20 protein-coding genes, 1 pseudogene and 1 other annotated feature are annotated in these 20,749 nt (G+C 43.0%); of the genes and pseudogenes, 16 read left to right on the top strand and 5 right to left on the bottom strand.

The genetic code is table 11. The features are described from left to right. Positions 1-195: 195 nt before the first annotated feature. Positions 196-1,002, bottom strand: coding sequence for a sugar-phosphatase (gene yidA / locus B7708_RS03630; RefSeq protein WP_084973833.1), 807 nt, complete (start codon positions 1,000-1,002; stop codon positions 196-198). A 9-nt stretch (positions 1,003-1,011) separates the two neighbouring features. Beyond that, complete coding sequence (locus tag B7708_RS03625) at positions 1,012-2,319, bottom strand: HD domain-containing protein (protein WP_084973831.1); 1,308 nt, start codon at positions 2,317-2,319, stop codon at positions 1,012-1,014. Positions 2,320-2,390: 71 nt separating this feature from the next. Between B7708_RS03625 and B7708_RS03620 the strand changes: the two genes are divergently transcribed. Further along, positions 2,391-2,768: a YwiB family protein gene (locus B7708_RS03620; RefSeq protein WP_132973117.1), complete on the top strand. Its 378-nt coding sequence runs from the start codon at positions 2,391-2,393 to the stop codon at positions 2,766-2,768. A 24-nt stretch (positions 2,769-2,792) separates the two neighbouring features. Here B7708_RS03620 and B7708_RS03615 read toward each other — a convergent pair whose 3' ends face one another. Both B7708_RS03615 and B7708_RS03610 read right to left on the bottom strand, forming a co-directional pair. Further along, on the bottom strand, positions 2,793-3,875 hold the full coding sequence (locus B7708_RS03615; RefSeq protein ID WP_084973827.1) for a DEAD/DEAH box helicase: 1,083 nt from the start codon (positions 3,873-3,875) through the stop codon (positions 2,793-2,795). Beyond that, complete coding sequence (locus B7708_RS03610) at positions 3,872-4,849, bottom strand: Gfo/Idh/MocA family protein (RefSeq protein ID WP_084973825.1); 978 nt, start codon at positions 4,847-4,849, stop codon at positions 3,872-3,874. The genes B7708_RS03615 and B7708_RS03610 overlap by 4 nt, the downstream gene beginning before the upstream one ends. 155 nt (positions 4,850-5,004) lie before the next feature. On the opposite strand from B7708_RS03610, the gene B7708_RS03605 reads away from it, so the two are divergent. The 4 genes from B7708_RS03605 to rpmA all read left to right on the top strand — a co-directional run bounded on the left by B7708_RS03605 (position 5,005) and on the right by rpmA (position 6,855). Continuing rightward, complete coding sequence (locus B7708_RS03605) at positions 5,005-5,691, top strand: YoaK family protein (RefSeq protein ID WP_084973822.1); 687 nt, start codon at positions 5,005-5,007, stop codon at positions 5,689-5,691. A 58-nt stretch (positions 5,692-5,749) separates the two neighbouring features. Then, positions 5,750-5,837 (top strand) — a sequence feature (ribosomal protein L21 leader region). 33 nt (positions 5,838-5,870) lie between these two features. After that, positions 5,871-6,185, top strand: a complete 315-nt coding sequence (gene rplU, locus B7708_RS03600) for a 50S ribosomal protein L21 (protein ID WP_000109141.1) — start codon at positions 5,871-5,873, stop codon at positions 6,183-6,185. Positions 6,186-6,200: 15 nt separating this feature from the next. Beyond that, positions 6,201-6,545, top strand: coding sequence for a ribosomal-processing cysteine protease Prp (locus B7708_RS03595; RefSeq protein WP_000613698.1), 345 nt, complete (start codon positions 6,201-6,203; stop codon positions 6,543-6,545). A gap of 16 nt (positions 6,546-6,561) precedes the next feature. Then, positions 6,562-6,855: a 50S ribosomal protein L27 gene (rpmA, locus tag B7708_RS03590; RefSeq protein WP_000916509.1), complete on the top strand. Its 294-nt coding sequence runs from the start codon at positions 6,562-6,564 to the stop codon at positions 6,853-6,855. Positions 6,856-7,003: 148 nt separating this feature from the next. Here rpmA and B7708_RS10205 read toward each other — a convergent pair. Beyond that, positions 7,004-7,105, bottom strand: a pseudogene (locus tag B7708_RS10205) (AraC family transcriptional regulator); the annotation flags it as partial. Between B7708_RS10205 and B7708_RS03585 the strand changes: the two are divergent. From B7708_RS03585 to B7708_RS09925, 11 genes are all read left to right on the top strand, one after another. Continuing rightward, a complete protein-coding gene (locus B7708_RS03585) occupies positions 7,098-8,006 on the top strand; it encodes a LysR family transcriptional regulator (RefSeq protein ID WP_049479174.1) in 909 nt (302 codons plus the stop codon). The pseudogene B7708_RS10205 and the gene B7708_RS03585 overlap by 8 nt on opposite strands. Continuing rightward, positions 8,003-8,470 (top strand): signal peptidase II, encoded by a 468-nt coding sequence (gene lspA / locus B7708_RS03580; protein ID WP_000745683.1) that lies wholly within the window; start codon positions 8,003-8,005, stop codon positions 8,468-8,470. Before B7708_RS03585 ends, lspA begins: the two co-directional genes overlap by 4 nt. Continuing rightward, positions 8,454-9,353 carry an RluA family pseudouridine synthase gene (locus B7708_RS03575; RefSeq protein WP_084973820.1) on the top strand — a complete coding sequence of 300 codons (900 nt, stop codon included), beginning with the start codon at positions 8,454-8,456 and terminating at the stop codon, positions 9,351-9,353. The genes lspA and B7708_RS03575 overlap by 17 nt, the downstream gene beginning before the upstream one ends. A gap of 101 nt (positions 9,354-9,454) precedes the next feature. Beyond that, entirely contained in the window at positions 9,455-10,564 is a 1,110-nt protein-coding gene (gene proB / locus B7708_RS03570) for a glutamate 5-kinase (protein ID WP_239822453.1), read from the top strand. Between the two features lie 9 nt (positions 10,565-10,573). Further along, positions 10,574-11,836, top strand: a complete 1,263-nt coding sequence (locus B7708_RS03565; RefSeq protein WP_084973816.1) for a glutamate-5-semialdehyde dehydrogenase — start codon at positions 10,574-10,576, stop codon at positions 11,834-11,836. Between the two features lie 3 nt (positions 11,837-11,839). Next, positions 11,840-12,637, top strand: a complete 798-nt coding sequence (proC, locus tag B7708_RS03560) for a pyrroline-5-carboxylate reductase (RefSeq protein ID WP_084973814.1) — start codon at positions 11,840-11,842, stop codon at positions 12,635-12,637. Between the two features lie 114 nt (positions 12,638-12,751). Next, positions 12,752-13,390, top strand: a complete 639-nt coding sequence (tmk, locus tag B7708_RS03555; protein WP_084973812.1) for a dTMP kinase — start codon at positions 12,752-12,754, stop codon at positions 13,388-13,390. Then, positions 13,387-14,277: a DNA polymerase III subunit delta' gene (locus tag B7708_RS03550; protein WP_084973810.1), complete on the top strand. Its 891-nt coding sequence runs from the start codon at positions 13,387-13,389 to the stop codon at positions 14,275-14,277. The genes tmk and B7708_RS03550 overlap by 4 nt, the downstream gene beginning before the upstream one ends. A gap of 36 nt (positions 14,278-14,313) precedes the next feature. Beyond that, positions 14,314-14,631, top strand: a complete 318-nt coding sequence (gene yabA, locus B7708_RS03545; protein WP_000358229.1) for a DNA replication initiation control protein YabA — start codon at positions 14,314-14,316, stop codon at positions 14,629-14,631. Between the two features lie 2 nt (positions 14,632-14,633). After that, positions 14,634-15,506 carry a 16S rRNA (cytidine(1402)-2'-O)-methyltransferase gene (rsmI, locus tag B7708_RS03540; RefSeq protein ID WP_084973808.1) on the top strand — a complete coding sequence of 291 codons (873 nt, stop codon included), beginning with the start codon at positions 14,634-14,636 and terminating at the stop codon, positions 15,504-15,506. Between the two features lie 380 nt (positions 15,507-15,886). Next, positions 15,887-20,716: a MiiA motif-containing surface protein gene (locus tag B7708_RS09925; RefSeq protein WP_193431742.1), complete on the top strand. Its 4,830-nt coding sequence runs from the start codon at positions 15,887-15,889 to the stop codon at positions 20,714-20,716. Positions 20,717-20,749 lie beyond the last annotated feature (33 nt).

Below are 20,749 nucleotides of genomic sequence, written 5' to 3'. Positions count from 1 at the left end.
AAGAGATAAAATATGGAAATAAAGAGGGTGATTTATTATAATTCAGTACCACAATTAAGGAAGCAATACCTATTTTTGCACTCTCAAGATTTAAGTAACTGTAAAACTGCAATTTAATTTATTGATTTACCCTCATTGTGATATGTTCATACTAAAAACCGCTCTCCTGAGCGGTTTTCGTCTATTCTTACCTTTTTACAATACCCACGTACGGATGGCATGGGCAACGCCAGATTCGTCATTTGATTTGGTGATGTATTTGGCGATTTTTTTGAGTTCTGGATTTCCATTTTCCATAACAACAGGGTTTCCAACGACTTCCAGCATGGCTCGGTCATTTTCTTCGTCCCCGATCGCCATGGTTTCATCTTTGGTCAATCCGAGTTTTTCAGCTAAGTGAGTGATGGCTGAACCCTTGTCTACATTCTTTTTAAGGAGTTCGAGGTAGAAAGGAGCAGATTTGTTGATGGAGTAGCGCTCGTAAAATTCGGTTGGAATCTTTTCAATCGCAGCATCGAGAATCTCTGGTTCATCGATAAACATACATTTGACGACTTCCTTGTCAGCCATTTCTTCAGGAGTGCGGTAAAAGATAGGCATGCTGACGAGGGTTGATTCGTGAACTGTGTATTTTCCGATATTGCGATTGGCAGTATAGATACCGTCCTTGGTAATAGCGTGCATGTGAACACCGAGCTTGCGACTGAGAAATTCCATATCCAGATAATCCTCGTAGGTCAAGGATTCGCTGATAATCTCATGGCCAGTAGCAGTTTCTTGGACAAGGGCACCGTTGAAGGTTACAACATAGTCACCCTCGTCTCTCAACTGCAAGTCGTCCAGAAGTTTGGCAACACCTGCGATGGGACGGCCCGTTGCAATCATGACTTTGACACCGGCTTGTTTGGCGTCTTGGATGGCAGAAAAGACTTCAGGAGTGATTTCCTTTTTACTGTTGACAAGGGTACCATCAATATCGACGGCAATTAGTTTAATACTCATATATTTCCTCTATTCGTTCTTATTTGGGGTAAAATGATCGTTCTCAATCAAGTGTAAAAATTGCTGGGTAATGCTTGCGAAGATGCTATTTTGGTCCAACATTTCTTTCGGGAAATAGAAACGATTGTCTCCGTGGCGACTGCCAGCAAGGGATTGAACGATAGGAGACAGGCTAGAGAGTTCCGCCAGTTCACCATTTTTTTGTAAAATCTCAATCTGTGTCCGTGGATTTTCAGATTCGGGACGATAGATATCATAAGGGAGGTCAAAATTCTTATGAATAGCAGTATAGTAGTCTGGATCAAAACCGATTTCTTCAACCAGTTGTCTCATGGTTGCGAGTTGGTCTTGGTCTTTTTCTGAAAAAGTAATGGATTTAAAGACCTTGCGGTTTACAAACCGTTGCGACAAGTCTGCGAGAATCTTGTCAGGACTGGTCATCCAGAGCTGGAAGTAGGTATTCATCACGCCATCATCAAGAGCCAGGTAGTCAGCTAGAGTGACTTTCTTCTCGAAAAAAGGGAGTAGATGTGGAGAAGTTCGTGCAAAGAAGTCCTTGTCCTCAGGGTAGAGTTCCTTGGCACGTTTGAGGAGATTCTGCAGGAGAACTTCCATGGCGCGTGTTGCTGGGTGAAAATAAACCTGCATATACATCTGGTAGCGACTGAGAACATAGTCTTCGATGGCATGCATGCCATTGCGCTGAAAGGCGATGCCATTTTCGACAGGACGAATGACTCGGAGGATACGAGTCAAGTCAAATTCCCCATAAGATGCTCCTGTAAAATAAGAGTCGCGCAAGAGATAGTCCATACGATCTGCATCAATCTGGCTAGAAATGAGCTGCACGACCTGCTTGTTAGGATAGGTATGGTCGATGACACTGGCCACCTTTTTTGGGAAATCTGGCGCTACTTGAAGCAGGACTCGGTGAATCTCTGTCTCAGGACTTTGGATGATTTCCTGAGTGATAGCCTCATGATCTGTATCAAAGAGATTTTCAAAAGTATGCGAGTAGGCACCATGCCCAAGGTCATGTAGGAGAGCAGCGGTCATGGTCAAGAGAGACTCAGCAGGATCCCATTCTTCAGGATATTTTTCTTCAAAAATCTCCGTGATACGTCGTGCAATCTCATAGACCCCCAAACAGTGGGAGAAGCGGCTGTGCTCCCCACCGTGGAAGGTATAACTGGAAGTTCCTAGTTGCTTAATACGGCGCAAGCGTTGAAATTCTTTTGTATTGATCAAGTCATAGATGACCTGGTTGTTTACATGGATATAGTTGTGAACTGGGTCACGGAATACTTTTTCGTTCATATGACCATTATAGCAAAATCCTGCTCTTTTTGGTAAAATAGTAGGACAAGAGACAAGAAAGAGGACCTGATGTGAAGATTCGGATGCGAAATACGATTCAGTTTGATGAACAGTTGGAAGTCATAGACCAACTCTATGACGTGGAAGTGCGTGAAAAAGGGGATTATAGCTATTTACTTTTCTACAATGAAGAAAAGGAAAAAGTGGTTCTCAAGTTTCATGGTAAGGAACTGGTGATGACCCGTTTCTCGAGTCCAAAGACCATCATGCGCTTTCTAAAGGATAGTGATAGTTTGGCCTATATTTCTACTCCAATGGGGATGCAGGAGTTTATCATTCAAACGAGTCACTACAAACTGGATGGGCAAAAGATTGAGTTAGTCTATCAACTGCAAAATCAAGAGGGACACCCTTTTGCCAGCTATCAATTAGAAATTAGCTGGGGATAAGAAAAAGGTTGGCGAGAGCCAACCTTATTTGATATAGAGTTCTTGGTTTTTTAGGACAATTTCACGAACACTTGCGAACTTCTTGAGTTTTTTAAGTTCTTCAGGATGGGTTACGAGAGTAATAACATAGCCCTCTTTGCCCATGCGACCTGTACGGCCAGCACGGTGAGTGTAAGTTTCGATATCTCTAGGGACATCAAAGTTTACGACACATTCTAGGCTATCGATATCAATTCCACGTGCCAGAAGGTCTGTTGCAAGGAGAAGAGTTAGTTGTTTGTCCTTAAACTTTTCCAAGATAACTTTTCGAAATTTAACATTGACATCACTAGCAAGGGAAACAGCCAAGATATCCCGATACTGTAGTTTTTCCTCTGCGCTTCCAAGGTCTGATAGGCTGTTAAAGAATACCAGACTACGAAAATCCTCTACATGAGCCAGTTTTCGTAGCATATCCACTCGGTGACGTTGGTCTACCTGCATGTAGAAATGCTGAATGTTGTCCAGTTTTTGATCAGAGAGATCAATGGTGCGCGTGTTTGGAGCAATCTTTTCTTGGTCAAACTTGGTCGTCGCACTCATGTAGATGAGTTGGTGGTCACGAGGTGCATAGTGAGTGATTTTCTCGACAAAGTGAATCTGAGAATCATCAAGCAATTGGTCAAATTCATCTAGAATGATGGTTTCCACATTCATCATCTTGATTTTTTTTAATTTGATGAGTTCAAAGATACGACCAGGAGTACCAATAAGAATTTCTGGCCCCTTTTTAAGGCGTTCAATCTGACGTTTCTGACTCGAACCTGATAAGAAGAGCTGAGCAGTCAAGCCGATAGCTTCTGCCCACGTTTTACATACATCAAAAATCTGTCCAGCAAGTTCGGTATTTGGTGCCAGAATCAAGAGTTGTTGAGCTTTTTTCTTTTGTAGTCTGAGAAGACTTGGTAGGAGGTAAGCTAGGGTCTTACCAGTTCCTGTTGGGCTCACTCCTAGGAGGTTTCCTCCAGCAAGAATGGGCTCAAATAGTTGAGTTTGAATGGCGGTGAATTCTTGGAAACCGAGTTGGTCACTTAGTTCTTGCCATTCAGTAGGTAGTTTGGTTTTCATTTTTCTGCCTCAAATCTAATGCCAGTAGTCTGGCGCATGGTATATAATAGGTCATGAACAGAACCTGCATCATCCAGCCAGATCTGGTAAAGTGTCTGGTCTGGTTGCTGGATCATGTGTGCAAATGCAGCGGCTTCCTCAGTCATGGTGTGAGGAGCTTGTTGGATAGGGAGCTGGACTTGATTTCCTTGGTGGTCGGTAAAAATAGCTGAGCGGACATGCTCAATCGTGTTGAGTGTCAAGGTACCATCCGCTGTGTAGACCTCGCAAGGAAGATTGGAAGTGATGTTTTTTCCAGCCTTGATATGAACTTGAAATTCTGGGTAGAAGAGGATACCGTCGCCATTTAGGTCAATGCTATTTTCAAGCTGTTGAGCCTGATAGGTCGCGTCCTGAGCTTTTCCAAAGAGGCGAACGGCAGCGTAGATAGGATAAATCCCTAAATCCATAAGAGCTCCACCAGCAAAACGGTCTGAAAAGACATTTGGCGTATGCCCAGCCAACAAGTCAGGCATCTTGGAAGAATACTTGGCATAGTTGAAATCTGCTCCCAGCACTTGCTTGTCTGCTAAAAAGTTTTTGATAGTGGTAAAAGCTTCTTCGTGGTAATTACGAGCTGCTTCAAAGATAAAACAGTGATTTTTCTCAGCTGTCTGTCTCAAATCTAGCCATTCATATGGCTGAGTGACAGCTGGTTTTTCAAGAATAACATGCTTACCAAAAGACAAGGCAGTCTTGGCTTGAACAAAATGCAAGGAGTTTGGACTGGCGATATAAACAACATCAAAGGGGCTCTTTAAGAAGTCCTCTAATTGATCAAAGAGTTGGATCTCTTGATAGCGAGAAGCAAAGGTTGCTGCTGTTTCTATCTTTCTAGAGTAGACAGCGACCAGTTGGTATTCACCACTGGCATGGGCTGCCTCTATGAAGTGATGGCTGATAGCACCTGTTCCGATGACACCTAGTTTAAGCATAGAGACTCCTTTTCCGACTTTAAATCCTTCCTTCATTATAACATAGAAAAGAAGGACTATCCAACAGATGGTAAAAATTTTCAAATGGACTACGCTTTTCTTAAAGAAAGTGGTACAATATTTAGATAAGTAGATGAAATGAGAAAGGGGAGAAAATGAGATTATTACCAATAAGAAAAATATCACGTCAGTCTAAAAGACTAGCGCTTTTTTTGACTTTTTGTGCAGGATATGTCGATGCTTATACCTTTATCGTGCGAGGGAATACCCTAGTAGCAGGCCAAACAGGGAATGTCGTCTTTCTTTCTGTAGGACTCATTCAGCAGAATGTTTCGGATGCCAGTGCAAAAGTAATGACCTTGCTTTCCTTTATGATGGGGGTCTTTTTGCTGACATTGTACAAGGAAAAACTACGAATAGTTAAAAAGCCGATTTTGTCCTTGATTCCACTTGCAATCCTGTCCTTAATTATAGGTTTTGTGCCGCAAACTGTTGATAATATCTATCTCGTACCTCCATTGGCCTTCTGTATGGGACTGGTGACAACTGCTTTTGGAGAAGTGTCAGGTATTGCCTATAATAATGCTTTTATGACAGGGAATATCAAACGAACCATGTTAGCTTTTGGGGATTATTTTCGGACCAAACATACTCCTTTCCTACGAGAGGGCTTAATTTTTGTTAGCTTGCTTAGCAGTTTTGTCTTTGGAGTCATTTTTTCGGCTTATTTGACGATTTACTATCAGGAGAAGACAATTCTAGGTATTCCTCTTATGATGAGTATCTTTTACTTCAGTATGCTTTTTGGAGGAAAAAAGGTTAAGAAAAAAGTTGAGTTTTGATTGATTTTACTTGTAAGAAAAAAGAAGATATGCTATACTTGAAGAGTTGACTATGCACAGTCCTGTGCAACCGCACGAACATCGTCGCTTGATTATTCAAGTTTAAGTGGTTCGTCCCACGATGCTAGGCGAGTCTTCACAAAATACGGGGAAACCTAAAAAATCATAGGAGGTGCATAATGAGCACATACGCAATTATCAAAACTGGCGGAAAACAAGTTAAAGTTGAAGTTGGTCAAGCAGTTTACGTTGAAAAATTGAACGTTGAAGCTGGTCAAGAAGTTACTTTTAACGAAGTTGTTCTTGTTGGTGGTGAAAACACTGTTGTCGGAACTCCACTTGTTGCTGGAGCTACTGTAGTTGGAACTGTTGAAAAACAAGGAAAACAAAAGAAAGTTGTTACTTACAAGTACAAACCTAAAAAAGGTAGCCACCGTAAACAAGGTCACCGTCAACCATATACAAAAGTTGTCATTAACGCAATCAACGCTTAATTTTAAGGAGAACACATGATACAGGCAGTCTTTGAGAGAGCCGAAGATGGCGAGCTGAGGAGTGCGGAAATTACTGGACACGCCGAGAGTGGCGAATACGGCTTAGATGTCGTGTGTGCATCGGTTTCTACGCTTGCCATTAACTTTATCAATTCCATTGAGAAATTTGCAGGCTATGAACCAATCCTAGAATTAAACGAAGATGAAGGTGGCTATCTGATGGTGGAAATACCAAAAGATCTTCCTTCACACCAGAGAGAAATGACCCAGTTATTCTTCGAATCATTTTTCTTGGGTATGGCAAACTTATCGGAGGACTCATCGGAGTTCGTCCAAACCAGAGTTATCACAGAAAACTAACACGGAGGAAAACATTATGTTAAAAATGACTCTTAACAACTTGCAACTTTTCGCCCACAAAAAGGGTGGAGGTTCTACATCAAACGGACGTGATTCACAAGCAAAACGTCTTGGAGCTAAAGCAGCTGACGGACAAACTGTAACAGGTGGATCAATCCTTTACCGTCAACGTGGTACACACATCTATCCAGGTGTAAACGTTGGACGTGGTGGGGACGATACTTTGTTCGCTAAAGTTGAAGGCGTAGTACGCTTTGAACGTAAAGGACGCGATAAAAAGCAGGTTTCTGTTTACCCAATCGCTAAATAAAAAGGTCCAGTGAACCTTTTTATCCCGAGCCTTGAAATGAAAAGGCGAGGAAGCTCTAAGTAGCATTAAATAAGGCTTTCCGATTTTTCGGAGAGCCTATTTTTTTGTTTTGATACCCAGTTTGGTACCCATCATTTTTTAAAGTCTAGTGTAGTTGGATTTTATGATGGCTATTCTTTTTCCTTTGTGGAAAACTTCTGAATTATGGTATAATGAACAGATAGAGAAGTTGGGGGTAGAAGATGAATATTCAACAATTACGCTATGTTGTTGCTATTGCCAATAGCGGTACTTTCCGAGAAGCTGCTGAAAAGATGTATGTCAGTCAGCCCAGTCTGTCTATTTCTGTGCGCGATTTGGAAAAAGAGCTGGGATTTAAGATTTTCCGTCGGACGAGTTCGGGAACATTTTTGACCCGTCGCGGTATGGAATTTTATGAGAAAGCACAGGAGTTAGTCAAAGGTTTTGATGTTTTTCAAAATCAGTATGCCAATCCTGAAGAAGAAAAGGATGAATTTTCCATTGCCAGTCAGCACTATGACTTCTTGCCACCAACGATTACGGCTTTTTCAGAACGCCATCCTGACTACAAGAACTTTCGTATTTTTGAGTCTACCACAGTTCAAATCTTAGACGAAGTAGCTCAAGGACATAGTGAGATTGGGATTATCTACCTCAACAACCAAAATAAAAAGGGCATCATGCAACGGGTTGAAAAGCTTGGTTTAGAAGTTATTGAACTAATTCCTTTCCAGACTCACATTTATCTTCGTGAAGGGCATCCTTTAGCACAGAAAGAGGAATTGGTCATGGAGGACTTAGCGGATTTACCAACGGTTCGGTTTACTCAGGAAAAGGATGAGTACCTTTACTATTCAGAAAACTTTGTCGATACCAGCGCGAGCTCCCAGATGTTCAATGTGACCGACCGTGCTACTTTGAATGGTATTTTGGAGCGGACGGATGCTTATGCGACTGGATCTGGATTTTTAGATAGTGACAGTGTCAATGGAATCACAGTCATTCGTCTCAAGGATAATCTAGATAATCGCATGGTCTATGTCAAACGGGAAGAAGTGGAGCTTAGTCAAGCTGGGACTCTTTTCGTTGAGGTTATGCAAGAATATTTTGATCAAAAGAGGAAATCATGAAAAAAAGAGGAATAGTAGCAGTCATTGTACTGCTTTTGATTGGGCTGGATCAGTTGGTCAAAAATTATGTTGTCCAGCAGATTCCACTAGGTGAAGTTCGTTCGTGGATACCCAATCTCGTTAGCTTGACCTATCTGCAAAATAGAGGAGCAGCCTTCTCCATGTTACAAGATCAGCAGTGGTTATTTGCGGTCATTACACTGGTCGTCATGGTAGGTGCCATTTGGTATTTACATAAACACATGGAGGATTCTCTCTGGTTGGTTTTTGGACTGACCCTGATAATCGCGGGAGGTCTGGGCAACTTTATCGACAGAATGAGTCAAGGTTTTGTGGTGGATATGTTCCACCTAGACTTTATCAACTTTGCGATTTTCAATGTTGCTGATAGCTATTTGACAGTTGGTGTGATTGTTCTATTGATTGCAATGCTTAAAGAGGAAGTAAATGGAAATAAAAATTGAAACTGGTGGACAACGTCTAGACAAGACTCTGTCGGACCTGACAGAATTGTCACGCAGTCTCGCTAATGAACAAATCAAGGCTGGACAAGTTTTGGTTAATGGGCAAGTAAAGAAAGCAAAATACACTGTCCAAGAGGGCGATGTAGTCACTTACCATGTGCCAGAACCAGAGATTTTAGAGTATGTGGCTGAGAATCTGCCGCTCGAGATTATCTACCAAGATGAGGATGTAGCCGTTGTCAACAAACCTCAAGGGATGGTGGTTCATCCCAGCGCCGGTCATACTAGTGGAACCTTGGTCAATGCCCTCATGTACCATATCAAGGATTTGTCAGGAATCAATGGGGTTCTCCGCCCAGGAATCGTTCACCGTATTGACAAGGACACGTCAGGTCTGCTCATGATTGCGAAAAACGATGAGGCCCACTTGGCGCTTGCCCAAGAGCTCAAGGATAAGAAGTCTCTACGCAAATACTGGGCGATTGTTCACGGCAATCTGCCAAATGATCGTGGTGTGATTGAAGCACCGATTGGTCGGAGCGAGAAAGATCGTAAAAAACAGGCTGTGACTGCCAAAGGTAAGCCAGCGGTGACCCGTTTCCACGTCTTAGAACGCTTTGGAGACTATAGTTTGTTAGAGTTGCAACTGGAAACAGGACGTACCCACCAAATCCGTGTCCACATGGCTTATATTGGCCATCCAGTCGCTGGGGATGAGGTCTATGGTCCACGCAAAACCTTGAAAGGACATGGACAATTTCTCCATGCAAAAACTCTAGGATTTACCCATCCGAGAACAGGTGAAACCTTGGAGTTTACAGCAGATATTCCAGAGATTTTTAAAGAAACGCTGGAAAGATTGCGTAAAACTGAGAATAGATAAAAGAGTTGAGATGTCTTGTCTCAACCTTTTTTATTTCAAGTCTTTTCTATTTTAATGCATTCATGTTATAATGGATAAATATGAAGAATCGGAGTGAGAATATGAACTACAAACGAATCGTCTTTAAGGTGGGGACTTCGTCCTTGACAAATGAAGACGGGAGTTTATCAAGAAGTAAAGTAAAGGTAATTACTCAACAATTAGCTATGTTGCATGAAGCAGGGCATGAGTTGATTTTGGTTTCATCTGGGGCAGTAGCGGCCGGCTTTGGAGCTTTGGGCTTTAAAAAACGTCCGACCAAGATTGCAGATAAACAAGCTTCGGCTGCAGTTGGTCAGGGACTTTTGTTGGAGGAATACACAACCAACCTTCTCATGCGCCAGATTGTTTCTGCACAAATCTTGCTGACCCAGGATGATTTTGTAGATAAACGTCGCTATAAGAATGCCCACCAGGCCTTGTCTATATTGCTTCATCGTGGTGCAATTCCCATCATCAATGAAAATGACAGTGTCGTTATTGATGAGCTCAAGGTGGGTGATAATGACACTCTGAGTGCCCAGGTAGCGGCGATGGTTCAAGCGGATCTTTTGGTTCTCTTGACTGATGTGGACGGCCTCTATACTGGCAATCCCAACTCAGATCCAACAGCTAAACGCTTGGATAAAATTGAGACTATCAATCGTGAGATTATTGATATGGCTGGTGGGGCAGGTTCGTCAAACGGTACTGGGGGTATGCTAACAAAAATCAAAGCAGCTACGATCGCAACGGAGTCAGGGGTGCCAGTCTATATTTGCTCCTCTATGAAATCTGATGCCTTGATTGAGGCAGCGGAAGAGTCTAGGGATGGTTCCTTCTTTGTTGCGCAAGAGAAGGGCCTTCGTACTCAGAAGCAATGGCTGGCCTTCTATGCTCAAAGTCAGGGAACGATTTGGGTAGATGGTGGAGCTGCAGAAGCACTTTCAAAAAACGGAAAAAGTCTCCTTTTATCAGGTGTGGTAGAAGTGGAAGGGAATTTCTCTTACCATGATATTGTCACAGTAGCAGATAAAGAAACAGGTCAATCTCTTGGAAAGGGACGTGTCCAATTTGGTGTCTCAGCCCTAGAAGATATGCTCCGTTCTCAAAAAGCTAAGGGAGTCTTGATTCACCGTGATGACTGGATTTCCATCACTCCTGAAATCCAGCTGCTCTTTACAGAATTTTAGAGGTAAAAAATGGTAAGTACACAAGCACAATTTGAACAAGTACAGGCTGTTAAAAAGTCAATCAACACTGCTAGTGAAACGGTGAAAAACCAAGCCTTGCTAGCTATGTCTGATCACTTATTGGCAGCTACTGAGGAGATTCTAGAGGCCAATGCCTTTGATATGGCGGTGGCCAAGGGGAAAATCTCAGATGTCATGCTGGATCGGCTTTATTTGGATGCAGGACGTATAGAAGCAATGGCAAGGGGGATTCGTGAAGTGGTTGCTTTACCAGATCCCATCGGTGAAGTCCTAGAGACAAGTCATCTTGAAAATGGCTTGCTTATTACCAAGAAACGTGTAGCTATGGGTGTTATTGGTATTATCTATGAAAGCCGTCCAAATGTGACGTCTGACGCGGCTGCCTTGGCTCTCAAGAGTGGAAATGCAGTTGTTCTTCGTAGTGGTAAGGATGCCTATCAAACAGCTCATGCCATTGTCACAGCCTTAAAGAAGGGCATGGAGACGACTACCATTCATCCAGATGTGATTCAACTAGTAGAAGATACCAGCCGAGAAAGTAGCTATGCCATGATGAAGGCTAAGGGTTATCTAGACCTTCTCATTCCTCGAGGAGGAGCTGGCTTGATCAATGCTGTGGTTGAAAATGCTATCGTACCTGTTATCGAGACAGGAACTGGTATTGTCCATGTCTATGTGGACAAGGATGCCGATGAAGACAAGGCTTTATCTATCATCAACAATGCTAAGACCAGTCGTCCTTCTGTCTGCAATGCTATGGAGGTTCTACTTATTCATGAAGACAAGGCGGCAGATTTCCTTCCTCGCTTGGAGCAAGTTCTGGTTGCAGAGAGAGAAGAAGCTGGGTTGGAACCAATTCAGTTCCGCTTGGATAGCAAAGCAAGTCAGTTTATTTCAGGTCAAGCAGCTGAGGCCCAAGACTTTGACACCGAGTTTTTAGACTATGTCCTAGCTGTTAAGGTTGTGAGCAGTTTAGAAGAAGCAGTCGCGCATATTGAAGCCCACAGTACCCATCATTCGGATGCCATTGTGACAGAAAATGCTGAAGCTGCGGCTTACTTTACAGATCAAGTAGACTCTGCAGCAGTTTATGTCAATGCTTCAACACGTTTCACTGATGGAGGTCAATTTGGTCTTGGTTGTGAAATGGGGATTTCTACTCAGAAACTGCACGCGCGTGGGCCAATGGGCTTGAAGGAATTAACCAGCTATAAGTATGTGGTTACTGGTGACGGACAGATAAGGGAGTAAGAGATGAAGATTGGATTTATCGGTTTGGGAAATATGGGAGCTAGTTTGGCCAAGGCTGTCTTGCAGGCCAAGACGGGTGCTCAGATTCTCCTTGCCAATCGTAGTCAAGCAAAAGTAGATGCTTTCATCGCCAACTTCGGCGGTCAGGCTTCCAGCAATGAAGAAATTTTTGCAGAAGCAGATGTGATTTTTCTAGGAGTAAAGCCAGCCCAATTTTCTGAACTGCTGGCTCAATACCGGACTGTTCTTGAAAAAAGAGAGAGTCTTCTTTTGATTTCCATGGCGGCTGGATTGACCTTGGAAAAACTGGCTAGACTTCTTCCGAGTCAACACCGAATCATTCGTATCATGCCCAATACTCCGGTGGCTATCGGGCAAGGAGTGATTAGTTATGCCATGTCAGCAAACTGTCGTGCTGAGGACAGTGAACTCTTTTGTCAGCTTTTAGCCAAGGCTGGTCTCTTGGTTGAACTTTGGGAAAGCTTAATAGATGCAGCGACAGGTCTTGCAGGCTGTGGACCGGCTTTTGTCTATCTCTTTATCGAAGCCTTGGCAGATGCAGGTGTTCAGACGGGATTGCCACGAGAAACGGCATTGAAAATGGCGGCTCAAACTGTGGTAGGAGCTGGGAAATTGGTTCTTGAAAGTCAGCAACATCCTGGAGTATTGAAAGACCAAGTTTGTAGCCCAGGCGGTTCGACTATAGCTGGTGTAGCAAGCCTAGAAGCGCATGCTTTTCGAGGAACAGTCATGGATGCAGTTGGTCAAGCCTACAAACGAACACAAGAACTAGGTAAATAAGAGGTGGCTTTAACTGCCTCTTTTATGGTGCTTGAAATGAGAAGACAAAAAGATTGTCACAAAAAAACATTTTTTTGATAGAATAGAAGGTAGAAAAAAAGAAATGAGTTAGACATGTCAAAAGGATTTTTAGTCTCTCTTGAGGGACCAGAGGGAGCAGGAAAGACCAGTGTTTTAGAGGCTTTACTCCCAATTTTAGAGGAAAAAGGAGTAGAGGTGCTGACGACCCGTGAGCCAGGTGGAGTCTTGATTGGGGAGAAGATTCGTCAAGTGATTTTGGATCCAAGTCATACTCAGATGGATCCTAAAACAGAGCTTCTTCTCTATATCGCCAGTCGCAGACAACACTTGGTGGAAAAAGTTCTCCCAGCCCTTGAAGCCGGCAAGTTGGTCATTATGGACCGCTTCATCGATAGTTCCGTTGCTTATCAAGGATTTGGTCGTGGCTTGGATATTGATGCCATTGATTGGCTCAATCGCTTTGCAACAGATGGCCTCAAACCCGACTTGACACTTTATTTTGACATCGAGGTGGAAGAAGGATTGGCTCGTATTGCTGCTAATAGTGATCGCGAGGTCAATCGTTTGGACTTGGAAGGTTTGGACCTGCACAAAAAAGTCCGTCAAGGTTACCTTTCTCTTCTGGACAAAGAAGGAAATCGTATTGCCAAGATTGATGCCAGTCTTCCTTTGGATCAAGTTGTGGAAACGACCAAGGCTGTCTTGTTTGACAGAATGGGCTTGGCTAAATGAAACAAGAACAACTAAAGGCTTGGCAACCAGATCAGTTTGACCGCTTTGTCCATATTCTAGAACAAGACCAGCTTAATCACGCCTATCTTTTTTCAGGTTTCTTTGGAAGTTTGGAAATGGCGCAATTTTTAGCTAAAAGCCTCTTTTGTAGGGATAAGGCAGGCGTTTTACCATGTGAGAAATGCCGAAATTGCAAGCTGATCGAACAGGAAGAATTTCCCGATGTTACTTTGATTAAGCCAGTCAATCAGGTCATTAAGACAGAGCGCATTCGAGAATTAGTGGGTCAGTTTTCCCAAGCAGGGATTGAAAGCCAGCAACAGGTCTTTATCATCGAGCAGGCAGAAAAAATGCATCCCAACGCAGCTAACTCTCTGCTCAAAGTCATCGAAGAACCTCAGAGTGAAGTGTACATTTTCTTCTTAACTAGCGATGAGGAAAAGATTTTACCGACCATCCGTAGTCGGACCCAGATTTTCCACTTTAAAAAGCAAGAAGAAAAGCTCATCCATCAATTAGAACAAGCAGGTCTAGTCAAGAAAAAAGCAACTCTCTTAGCCCAGTTTAGTCAATCACGAGCTGAAGCTGAAAAGTTGGCTAATCAGGCAAGTTTTTGGGCCTTGGTGGATGAGAGTGAACGCCTGCTGACCTGGTTATTAGCCAAGAAAAAAGAAAGTTATTTGCAAGTTGCAAAATTAGCCAACTTGGCAGATGACAAGGAAAAACAGGATCAGGTCTTGCGAATCCTCGAAGTCCTCTGTGGGCAGGATCTCTTGCAAGCAAGGATTCGACAGATTTTACAAGATTTGCTAGAAGCTAGAAAAATGTGGCAGGCTAATGTCAGCTTTCAAAATGCCATGGAATATCTGGTCTTGAAAGAAATGTAAACTCAATTAAGAATAAAGAAAGGAAAGGGCTGGTTTATGGACAAGAAAGAATTATTTGATGCGCTGGACGATTTTTCCCAACAGTTATTGGTGACCTTAGCCGATGTAGAGGCCATCAAGAAAAATCTCAAGAGCCTGGTAGAAGAAAATACAGCTCTTCGTTTGGAAAATAGTAAGTTGCGCGAACGCTTAGGCGAGGTAGAAGCAGATACACCTGTTAAGGCCAAGCATGTTCGTGAAAGCGTCCGTAGGATCTATAAAGACGGGTTTCACGTATGTAATGATTTTTATGGACAACGTCGAGAGCAGGACGAGGAATGTATGTTCTGTGACGAGTTGTTGTACAGGGAGTAGGCATGCAGATTCAAAAAAGTTTTAAGGGGCAGTCTCCCTATGGCAAGCTATATCTAGTGGCAACGCCGATTGGTAATCTAGATGATATGACCTTTCGTGCCATCCAGACATTGAAAGAGGTGGACTGGATTGCTGCTGAGGACACGCGCAATACAGGTCTCTTACTCAAGCATTTTGATATTTCGACTAAGCAGATCAGTTTTCATGAGCACAATGCCAAGGAAAAAATTCCTGATTTGATTGGTTTTTTGAAGGCAGGTCAAAGTATTGCTCAGGTATCCGATGCGGGTCTGCCTAGCATCTCGGATCCTGGTCATGATTTAGTCAAGGCAGCCATCGAGGAAGATATTGCTGTTGTCACAGTTCCAGGTGCCTCTGCAGGGATTTCTGCCTTGATTGCTAGTGGTTTGGCGCCACAACCACATATTTTTTATGGTTTCTTACCAAGAAAGTCAGGCCAGCAAAAGCAATTTTTCGACTTAAAAAAAGATTATCCAGAAACTCAGATTTTCTATGAATCACCCCATCGTGTAGCGGATACGCTAGAAAATATGCTAGCAGTTTACGGCGATCGCTCGGTGGTCTTGGTCAGAGAATTGACCAAAATCTATGAAGAATACAAAAGAGGAAACATCTCTGAATTGCTGGAAAGTATCGCTGATACACCGCTCAAGGGCGAGTGTCTTCTCATCGTTGAAGGTGCCAGTCAGGATGTGGAGGAAAAGGATGAGGAGGGCTTGTTCTTAGAAATCCAATCCCGTATCCAGCAAGGCATGAAGAGAAATCAAGCCATAAAAGAAGTTGCTAAACTCTACCAGCGGAATAAAAGTCAGCTCTATGCTGCCTACCACGACTGGGAAGAAAATCAATCTTAACGATAGGGAAATGAGTCCAGTTTTAATCAATTCTGAGACCTCAGTTTAAGAAAAAATCAGTATTTATAAAGAACAGTGTAATCCTTTTACACTGCTTTTCTATTGCATAAATAAATTTGCTATATTGAAATCAAAAATCTTGAAAAGAAGCTTCAAATTTGATAGAATTGAGGCTGGTGTATACTGGAGTAAAACATATATAAAAGTGCATCTCTTTTATACCAATTAACCATCGAATTTTATCAAAAAACTCTTGAAAAGCCATTGACTGACTAGGCTTGATGCTTGTGTTTCCGTGAAATTCTTACTTAAGTATCACGCTTTGTTAATGATCATGAGGTTAACAAAGAGTGGAATTTTTAAAAAAGGAAAGGAATAGAATGTTTCGAAGTAAAAAATTTAACAAAGATTTCGAGATCGTAGATGAGAAAAAGCGCTATAAGCTTTACAAATCGGGGAAAAACTGGGTAAAAGCCTCGAATTCCCAACTGGATCTCTTCCGTATCGGTGGGATGGGAGAAGTTGTCTCGACTAGCCTATCTGACACTGAAGAACTTGACCACGCTCACTTGAATGCCAACACGCTTGCAGGTATAGGGGCCATCTTAGCCGCCGGGGCCGCAGGTTTTGTTGTAACTCAAGAGCAAACTGTATATGCAGATGAGACATCTGAGTACAAGGAAACTGGTAAGGCAGTCATCGCAACTGAGCCCCAAGCTGATGCGACAACTGAAGCCAGCAATAACTCTATCATTGCCCAAGCACAAGCAGAAGTGAAGGAACAAGCAGAGCAAGACTCTGTATCTGTTTCTGAGTCAGTCAGTCAATCTGTAAGTGCTTCTCTTTCGACAAGCGTTTCTGTATCAGCTAGTCTATCAGCAAGTGCGTCAGCTAGCAGTTCAGTTACTACCAGCCAGTCAGCTGTAAGTCCTGCTTCTGAGTCAGCCTCTGTTAGTGAAACTCCATCGCAATCAGCGAGTGTGCAAGCATCTGCCTCAACTCCTGTCTCTGAGTCAGCATCTGCTAGCGCTCAACCTGCTCCTTCAGTAAGTGTCCAAACTTCAGCATCTCTAGCTGAAAGCACTAGCTCTGTTAGCGAGTCAGAAGTTCAAACCTCTGTCTCAACTTCGACCTCAGCATCCCTTGATGTCAAGACTGCTCCTGCTGAGAGCCTTGCGACCAGCAAGCTAGGTGACGCCTTGTCAAGCGCAACCCAACTCAGCAGCCAAGTGGCAACAACTAGCAATAACCTAGCCGCTGGTGTGATCGCTGATAAGAATCAAGCCCAAGGCAAGGATGCGCTCAAACAAGCTGAGAAGAGTCAAACGGTAGATAAGACCGTGACCACTTCACCAAAAGAGTCTGTCAGTGCTTCTGCTAGTGCCAGTCAATCAACAAGTGGATCGAATGTTTCTGTAGTGTCAAGTTTGTCTGTTGAACAGAGTGGATCGACGACAGCAATTGACCAGCAACCTTCTACTTCAAAAGAAGCAAAGAACCTTGAAATTGACTCAGCTGAATTAAAAATAACTGAAATTACTGGTAAGAATAGTGTTAGTGGAGTTCAATCAACTTCTGTCACAACTAGCTTAATTGAAGCTGCTGCGGTTGCAATAGCATCTTCAGAAGTCACTGCTAAACAACAAGAAGAAAACCGTAGGAAGTTGACCAATCTTTCAGCTGAAATAGGTGACTATCTAGCAAAAGCGGTTGATTTACCAAATACGGATTCAGCTCTTGCTAAGGCCAATGCTGCAGTAACAGAAATTGAAAAAGCCCTGACTGATCCAACTAGTGATTTAACAACAGTATTGCAAAAAGCTACTTCAGCGCGTAATTCGATTGTCAATGCTGTGTTGGCGGCTAATTCTGGTGTGCGTGATCCACGAAATGGGACAGAAATTGCTAGAGGGGCACACTTACGTGCAGCCTCTAATCCACCTACGATTTCTATGCCATCCACTATCACAATTTATAATGATGAAGCAGTCAATAATTTTCAGATAAGGCTGAATGATGATAAAGGGATGGCTAAAATCACGGGCTCCCCATCCAATGCTATTATTACAGGTTTACATGCACCGAACTATCCAACTAACAAGAAAGGGGGATTTGGAGATCTATATATCTATGATCAATGGGGGAATCGAACAGGTGCCCAAAGGTCATACACCATTGATATAATAGGGACAGTGGGTCGTGAAAACGGAACTTGGAAACCCTATAAGCCTGGTACCTATGTTCTGGAATATACAGTAACAGATATTCATGGTCAGACTGCTACAGCACGTACGAATTTCCATATTAAGGGATTTAATGAACGAAACAACCCAGTTAGTGGGGATACCGTTATTGTTAAGAATCCATCTTCTTTGACTGTAAGTGAACGCGATCAAGTACTTGAAAAATTTAAAGAAAAAAACCAGTCGCTTTTATCTGGTAGTGATTTTACGAAAGATGGCGTAACCGGAACGATTTCGGTAGCTGAAAATGGGAATATTACCATTACCTACCGTGATAATACTACAACTGTTATCCCAGCTAATGTGGATGCTGTTCCAGTTCCAAGTGCAACGGTGACTCGTAACGGTCAAACTCTAACACCTGTAAACGGCAACTATATTGTGTACGCAGGAGATGATATTCAAATTAATTTCACTGCTACAGATAATAGCGGGCAATTATCAGAATTTAAGATCGTTTCAAATGAAGATGCAAATGGTTCAGCCCTTAAAAATAATTTCTTTGAAGATAATAAATATGGGACGGGAACAGTAGATCATTTAACGGGGAATATCACAGCGACTACTGCTAGTCCAGCCCGTATTACTGTAAGAGCTCATTTGAATGATAATCTAGAGTACGATAAAAATGGTAGAAATAGTTGGCAACGCAATGCAGTAGCAACGGATAAGGCTGGTAATAGAAACAGTGCAGGAAATGATTCGCCGGGCAATGTACGTATTGTGCAAGGTAGACTGACGGATATTATGGAGGGAGTAGCACCGACTGAAACCTTCCAAGTAGAGAATGTTTCTCAATTAAATTCTCAAGAAAAAGCACGTATATTAGCAGCCGTTGAAAAATTAAATAATAAGCGGGAAAAACGTATAGACTCTTTCACTATTAGTGATAATAGAACAGTTACCATTATCTATAAAGATAAGACTACGGATACGATTACTATAAAACTTTCTGACAGTGATTATAAGAGTAGAAGTGCTTCAACTAGTCTAAGTCAAAGACAGTCAACTAGTGCATCGGTAAGCGCCAGCACTTCAGCGAGCGCATCAGTATCTGCAAGTCGCTCAGCTTCAGCAAGTGTAAGTTCAAGCCGTTCAGCGAGTGCATCGCTTAGTGCAAGTCGCTCAGCTTCAGCAAGTGTAAGTTCAAGCCGTTCAGCGAGTGCATCAGTATCTGCAAGTCGCTCAGCTTCAGCATCTGTAAGTGCCAGCCAATCAGCAAGCGCATCAGTATCTGCAAGTCGCTCAGCTTCAGCGTCTGTATCAGCTAGCCGAAGTGCATCAGCATCTGTAAGTGCAAGCCAATCAGCATCAAGCTCAGCAAATGCTAGCCAAAGTGCATCAGCGTCTGTATCAGCTAGCCAATCAGCAAGCGCATCAGTATCTGCAAGTCAATCCGCTTCAGCGTCTGTATCAGCTAGCCAATCAACAAGCGCATCAGTATCTGCAAGTCAATCCGCTTCAGCATCTGTATCAGCTAGCCAATCAGCAAGCGCATCAGTAAGCACAAGTCAATCAACTTCAGCATCTGTATCAGCTAGCCAATCAGCAAGCGCATCAGTAAGCTCAAGTCAATCAGCTTCAGCGTCTGTAAGTGCAAGCCAATCAGCAAGTACATCAGTATCTGCAAGCCAAAGCGCTTCAGCATCTGTATCAGCTAGCCAATCAACTAGCGCATCAGTATCTGCAAGTCAATCAACTAGTGCATCAGTAAGCTCAAGCGAATCAACTAGTGCATCAGTAAGCTCAAGCGAATCAACTAGCGCATCAGTAAGCTCAAGTCAATCAGCTTCAGCGTCTGTAAGTGCAAGCCAATCAGCAAGTGCATCAGTATCTGCAAGTGAATCCGCTTCAGCATCAGTAAGTGCAAGCGAATCAACTAGCGCATCAGTATCTGCAAGTCAATCAACTTCAGCATCTGTATCAGCAAGCGCATCAGTAAGCTCAAGTCAATCAGCTTCAGCATCTGTAAGTGCAAGCGACTCCGCTTCAGCGTCTGTAAGTGCTAGCCAATCAGCTTCAGCATCAGTATCTGCAAGTGAATCAACTTCAGCGTCTGTAAGTGCTAGCCAATCAACAAGCGCATCAGTATCTGCAAGTGAATCCGCTTCAGCTTCTGTATCAGCTAGCCAATCAACTAGCGCATCAGTATCTGCAAGTGAATCAACTTCAGCATCTGTATCAGCAAGCCAATCAGCAAGCGCATCAGTATCTGCAAGTCAATCAACTTCAGCATCAGTAAGCTCAAGTCAATCCGCTTCAGCGTCTGTATCAGCTAGCCAATCAACAAGCGCATCAGTAAGCTCAAGTCAATCAACTTCAGCATCTGTAAGTGCAAGCGAATCAGCAAGCGCATCAGTATCTGCAAGTCAATCAACTTCAGCATCTGTAAGTGCTAGCCAATCAGCAAGCGCATCAGTATCTGCAAGTCAATCAGCTTCAGCATCAGTAAGCTCAAGCGAATCAGCTTCAGCATCTGTATCAGCTAGCCAATCAGCAAGCGCATCAGTATCTGCAAGTGAATCAACTTCAGCGTCTGTAAGTGCTAGCCAATCAACAAGCGCATCAGTATCTGCAAGTGAATCCGCTTCAGCTTCTGTATCAGCAAGCCAATCAACTAGCGCATCAGTATCTGCAAGTGAATCAACTTCAGCATCTGTATCAGCAAGCCAATCAGCAAGCGCATCAGTATCTGCAAGTCAATCAACTTCAGCATCAGTAAGCTCAAGTCAATCCGCTTCAGCATCTGTAAGTGCAAGTCAATCAACTTCAGCGTCTGTATCAGCAAGCCAATCAACTTCAGCATCAGTAAGCTCAAGTCAATCCGCTTCAGCGTCTGTATCAGCTAGCCAATCAACAAGCGCATCAGTAAGCTCAAGTCAATCAACTTCAGCATCTGTAAGTGCAAGCGAATCAGCTCGCATCAGTATCTGCAAGTCAATCAACTTCAGCATCTGTAAGTGCTAGCCAATCAGCAAGCGCATCAGTATCTGCAAGTCA

Origin of the sequence: Streptococcus oralis subsp. dentisani, from assembly GCF_002096615.1 — a bacterium.
Taxonomy (GTDB): domain Bacteria; phylum Bacillota; class Bacilli; order Lactobacillales; family Streptococcaceae; genus Streptococcus; species Streptococcus oralis_U.
The sequence above is the reverse complement of the archived record's forward strand: the minus strand, read 5'-3'. Positions and strand labels throughout refer to the sequence as shown.